Raw genomic sequence first — 5,700 nt, forward strand, 5'->3', positions numbered from 1 at the left:
AAAGACGAAACCCCAGATCTCTATTGAGATCTGGGGTTTCTAGTAGAAGCTTGACGATGACCTACTCTCACATGGAGAAACTCCACACTACCATCGGCGATGCATCGTTTCACTACTGAGTTCGGGATGGGATCAGGTGGTTCCAACGCTCTATGGTCGTCAAGCAAACTGGTTGCTGCTTCGGGGTTTAGCCGCTGCAGCGAATTGGGTATGTGATGTCAGTTGGTATTACGTGTTCTCGCAAATTTTCGGCATTACTGTCGACTTCTACCGTCTAACAGCCAAATTGTTTGGGTGTTATATGGTCAAGCCTCACGGGCAATTAGTACTGGTTAGCTCAACGCCTCACAACGCTTACACACCCAGCCTATCAACGTCGTAGTCTTCGACGGCCCTTTAGGGAACTCAAGGTTCCAGTGAGATCTCATCTTGAGGCAAGTTTCCCGCTTAGATGCTTTCAGCGGTTATCTTTCCCGAACATAGCTACCCGGCAATGCCACTGGCGTGACAACCGGAACACCAGAGGTTCGTCCACTCCGGTCCTCTCGTACTAGGAGCAGCCCCTCTCAAATCTCAAACGTCCACGGCAGATAGGGACCGAACTGTCTCACGACGTTCTAAACCCAGCTCGCGTACCACTTTAAATGGCGAACAGCCATACCCTTGGGACCGGCTTCAGCCCCAGGATGTGATGAGCCGACATCGAGGTGCCAAACACCGCCGTCGATATGAACTCTTGGGCGGTATCAGCCTGTTATCCCCGGAGTACCTTTTATCCGTTGAGCGATGGCCCTTCCATACAGAACCACCGGATCACTAAGACCTACTTTCGTACCTGCTCGACGTGTCTGTCTCGCAGTCAAGCGCGCTTTTGCCTTTATACTCTACGACCGATTTCCGACCGGTCTGAGCGCACCTTCGTACTCCTCCGTTACTCTTTAGGAGGAGACCGCCCCAGTCAAACTACCCACCATACACTGTCCTCGATCCGGATAACGGACCAGAGTTAGAACCTCAAGGTTGCCAGGGTGGTATTTCAAGGTTGGCTCCATGAGAACTGGCGTCCCCACTTCAAAGCCTCCCACCTATCCTACACAAGCAAGCTCAAAGTCCAGTGCAAAGCTATAGTAAAGGTTCACGGGGTCTTTCCGTCTAGCCGCGGATACACTGCATCTTCACAGCGATTTCAATTTCACTGAGTCTCGGGTGGAGACAGCGCCGCCATCGTTACGCCATTCGTGCAGGTCGGAACTTACCCGACAAGGAATTTCGCTACCTTAGGACCGTTATAGTTACGGCCGCCGTTTACCGGGGCTTCGATCAAGAGCTTCGCGTTAGCTAACCCCATCAATTAACCTTCCGGCACCGGGCAGGCGTCACACCCTATACGTCCACTTTCGTGTTTGCAGAGTGCTGTGTTTTTAATAAACAGTCGCAGCGGCCTGGTATCTTCGACCGGCATGTGCTTACGGGGTAAACCCTTCACACTCACCGGCGCACCTTCTCCCGAAGTTACGGTGCCATTTTGCCTAGTTCCTTCACCCGAGTTCTCTCAAGCGCCTTGGTATTCTCTACCTAACCACCTGTGTCGGTTTGGGGTACGGTTCCTAATTACCTGAAGCTTAGAAGCTTTTCCTGGAAGCATGGCATCAACCACTTCATCGTCCTAAAGGACAACTCGTCATCAGTTCTCGGCCTTGAACGCCCGGATTTACCTAAGCATTCAGCCTACCACCTTAAACACGGACAACCAACGCCGTGCTGGCCTAGCCTTCTCCGTCCCTCCATCGCAGTAATTAGAAGTACGGGAATATTAACCCGTTTCCCATCGACTACGCATTTCTGCCTCGCCTTAGGGGCCGACTCACCCTGCGTCGATTAACGTTGCGCAGGAAACCTTGGTCTTTCGGCGTGGGAGTTTTTCACTCCCATTGTCGTTACTCATGTCAGCATTCGCACTTCTGATACCTCCAGCAAGCTTCTCAACTCACCTTCACAGGCTTACAGAACGCTCCTCTACCGCTCATCCTAAGATGAACCCGTAGCTTCGGTGTATGGTTTGAGCCCCGTTACATCTTCCGCGCAGGCCGACTCGACTAGTGAGCTATTACGCTTTCTTTAAAGGGTGGCTGCTTCTAAGCCAACCTCCTAGCTGTCTAAGCCTTCCCACATCGTTTCCCACTTAACCATAACTTTGGGACCTTAGCTGACGGTCTGGGTTGTTTCCCTTTTCACGACGGACGTTAGCACCCGCCGTGTGTCTCCCGTGCTGACACTTGCTGGTATTCGGAGTTTGCATCGGTTTGGTAAGTCGGGATGACCCCCTAGCCGAAACAGTGCTCTACCCCCAGCAGTGATACACGAGGCGCTACCTAAATAGCTTTCGAGGAGAACCAGCTATCTCCGAGCTTGATTAGCCTTTCACTCCGATCCACAGGTCATCCGCTAACTTTTCAACGGTAGTCGGTTCGGTCCTCCAGTCAGTGTTACCTAACCTTCAACCTGCCCATGGATAGATCGCCCGGTTTCGGGTCTATACCCAGCGACTAAACGCCCTATTAAGACTCGCTTTCGCTACGCCTCCCCTATTCGGTTAAGCTCGCCACTGAATATAAGTCGCTGACCCATTATACAAAAGGTACGCAGTCACAGAACAAGTCTGCTCCCACTGCTTGTACGCATACGGTTTCAGGATCTATTTCACTCCCCTCTCCGGGGTTCTTTTCGCCTTTCCCTCACGGTACTAGTTCACTATCGGTCAGTCAGTAGTATTTAGCCTTGGAGGATGGTCCCCCCATATTCAGACAAAGTTTCTCGTGCTCCGTCCTACTCGATTTCATTGATAAGAGAATTTCGTGTACGGGGCTATCACCCACTACGGCGGCACTTTCCAGAGCCTTCCACTACTCTCAAATCAACTTAAGGGCTAGTCCCCGTTCGCTCGCCACTACTAAGGGAATCTCGGTTGATTTCTTTTCCTCAGGGTACTTAGATGTTTCAGTTCCCCTGGTTCGCCTCATGCACCTATGTATTCAGTGCATGATACCCAGCTTATGCTAGGTGGGTTCCCCCATTCAGAGATCTCTGGATCACAGTCTGTTTGCCGACTCCCCAAAGCTTATCGCAGGCTACAACGTCTTTCATCGCCTCTGACTGCCAAGGCATCCACCGTATGCGCTTCTTCACTTGACCATATAACCCCAAGCAATCTGGTTACTGTCTATAACGTGAAGACGACATTCGCCGAAAATTTGCACTTGAGAACAACGCAAATTTTACCTTGACCAGATTAATTACCAGTGAAAGTAATCAATCAGTCACTTCTATCACATACCCAAATTTTTAAAGAACGATGTTTCGACTGGTCAAAGACCAGAAATCAACATTCAATCTGCGTCCGCAGGAATGCTCATTTCTGAACTCTTACTCGTTAACGACTGCAACCAGAAAGTGGTGGAGCCAAGCGGGATCGAACCGCTGACCTCCTGCGTGCAAGGCAGGCGCTCTCCCAGCTGAGCTATGGCCCCGTATATCATCTGCACCTGAATTGGTAGGTCTGGGCAGATTTGAACTGCCGACCTCACCCTTATCAGGGGTGCGCTCTAACCAACTGAGCTACAGACCTATAACAGGGTCGCGTTACAGCATCGTCTTCTACAATGAATCAAGCAATTCGTGTGGGTGCTTATGAATAAGCTGCGATCTTTCGATTAAGGAGGTGATCCAGCCGCAGGTTCCCCTACGGCTACCTTGTTACGACTTCACCCCAGTCATGAATCACACCGTGGTAACCGTCCCCCCGAAGGTTAGACTAGCTACTTCTGGTGCAACCCACTCCCATGGTGTGACGGGCGGTGTGTACAAGGCCCGGGAACGTATTCACCGTGACATTCTGATTCACGATTACTAGCGATTCCGACTTCACGCAGTCGAGTTGCAGACTGCGATCCGGACTACGATCGGTTTTATGGGATTAGCTCCACCTCGCGGCTTGGCAACCCTTTGTACCGACCATTGTAGCACGTGTGTAGCCCTGGCCGTAAGGGCCATGATGACTTGACGTCATCCCCACCTTCCTCCGGTTTGTCACCGGCAGTCTCCTTAGAGTTCCCACCATAACGTGCTGGTAACTAAGGACAAGGGTTGCGCTCGTTACGGGACTTAACCCAACATCTCACGACACGAGCTGACGACAGCCATGCAGCACCTGTGTCTGAGTTCCCGAAGGCACCAATCCATCTCTGGAAAGTTCTCAGCATGTCAAGGCCAGGTAAGGTTCTTCGCGTTGCTTCGAATTAAACCACATGCTCCACCGCTTGTGCGGGCCCCCGTCAATTCATTTGAGTTTTAACCTTGCGGCCGTACTCCCCAGGCGGTCAACTTAATGCGTTAGCTGCGCCACTAAGTTCTCAAGGAACCCAACGGCTAGTTGACATCGTTTACGGCGTGGACTACCAGGGTATCTAATCCTGTTTGCTCCCCACGCTTTCGCACCTCAGTGTCAGTATCAGTCCAGGTGGTCGCCTTCGCCACTGGTGTTCCTTCCTATATCTACGCATTTCACCGCTACACAGGAAATTCCACCACCCTCTACCGTACTCTAGCTTGCCAGTTTTGGATGCAGTTCCCAGGTTGAGCCCGGGGCTTTCACATCCAACTTAACAAACCACCTACGCGCGCTTTACGCCCAGTAATTCCGATTAACGCTTGCACCCTCTGTATTACCGCGGCTGCTGGCACAGAGTTAGCCGGTGCTTATTCTGTCGGTAACGTCAAAATTGCAGAGTATTAATCTACAACCCTTCCTCCCAACTTAAAGTGCTTTACAATCCGAAGACCTTCTTCACACACGCGGCATGGCTGGATCAGGCTTTCGCCCATTGTCCAATATTCCCCACTGCTGCCTCCCGTAGGAGTCTGGACCGTGTCTCAGTTCCAGTGTGACTGATCATCCTCTCAGACCAGTTACGGATCGTCGCCTTGGTGAGCCATTACCTCACCAACTAGCTAATCCGACCTAGGCTCATCTATTAGCGCAAGGCCCGAAGGTCCCCTGCTTTCTCCCGTAGGACGTATGCGGTATTAGCGTTCCTTTCGAAACGTTGTCCCCCACTAATAGGCAGATTCCTAGGCATTACTCACCCGTCCGCCGCTGAATCAGGGAGCAAGCTCCCGTCATCCGCTCGACTTGCATGTGTTAGGCCTGCCGCCAGCGTTCAATCTGAGCCATGATCAAACTCTTCAGTTCAATACTGCATGGGTTTTGAGAAAACCCTAAACTTGGCTCAGCAATCGCAAATCTCTTTATCTCTAAAGAGTTAACTCTCGAATTAACGAGTGTTTACTTGTGATGCTGATAATCTTGCGATCAATCAGTCTTAACCCACAAGCACCCACACGAATTGCTTGATTCAGTTGTTAAAGAACGGTTGGTTGATTCTTTCGTCTCAACCGAGGCGCGCATCTTACAGCAGCCTCATTTCCTGTCAAGTTGTTTTTGAAGAACTTTTTCTTTCTTCTCAACACCTTGCAGCGCCCGACCAGATCATCTTCTCTCCAGCGGGAGGCGCATTCTACAGCGTTACAAACCGCTGTCAACACCCTCTTTTACCGCCTTCGATCACACCTGACCGAACCATCAACAGAACCACTCAAACCACCCTGTCGATGCCGGCGCATTCTACTCGAATTCGCCGTCCG

General features: G+C 51.3%; 1 protein-coding gene, 2 tRNA genes and 3 rRNA genes. 1 reads left to right on the plus strand and 5 read right to left on the minus strand.

Annotated features, from left to right (window positions below):
• Positions 1 to 48: 48 nt before the first annotated feature.
• The 5 genes from rrf to BUC40_RS22440 form a co-directional block, all read right to left on the minus strand.
• A 5S ribosomal RNA gene (gene rrf / locus BUC40_RS22420) occupies positions 49 to 164 on the minus strand.
• A 137-nt stretch (positions 165 to 301) separates the two neighbouring features.
• A 23S ribosomal RNA gene (locus tag BUC40_RS22425) occupies positions 302 to 3,192 on the minus strand.
• Positions 3,193 to 3,451: 259 nt separating this feature from the next.
• Positions 3,452 to 3,527, minus strand: a tRNA-Ala gene (locus BUC40_RS22430).
• Between the two features lie 21 nt (positions 3,528 to 3,548).
• Positions 3,549 to 3,625: transfer RNA gene (locus BUC40_RS22435), tRNA-Ile, on the minus strand.
• 86 nt (positions 3,626 to 3,711) lie between these two features.
• Positions 3,712 to 5,248 (minus strand): 16S ribosomal RNA (locus BUC40_RS22440).
• The 16S, 23S and 5S rRNA genes sit together here with 2 tRNA genes alongside, the layout of an rRNA operon.
• 158 nt (positions 5,249 to 5,406) lie before the next feature.
• Here BUC40_RS22440 and BUC40_RS23045 point away from each other — a divergent pair.
• The coding region (locus tag BUC40_RS23045; RefSeq protein ID WP_208605801.1) for a hypothetical protein at positions 5,407 to 5,700 on the plus strand (294 nt) is incomplete at its 3' end.

It is taken from the genome of Phytopseudomonas punonensis, assembly GCF_900142655.1.
GTDB classification, from domain to species: Bacteria; Pseudomonadota; Gammaproteobacteria; order Pseudomonadales; family Pseudomonadaceae; genus Aquipseudomonas; species Aquipseudomonas punonensis.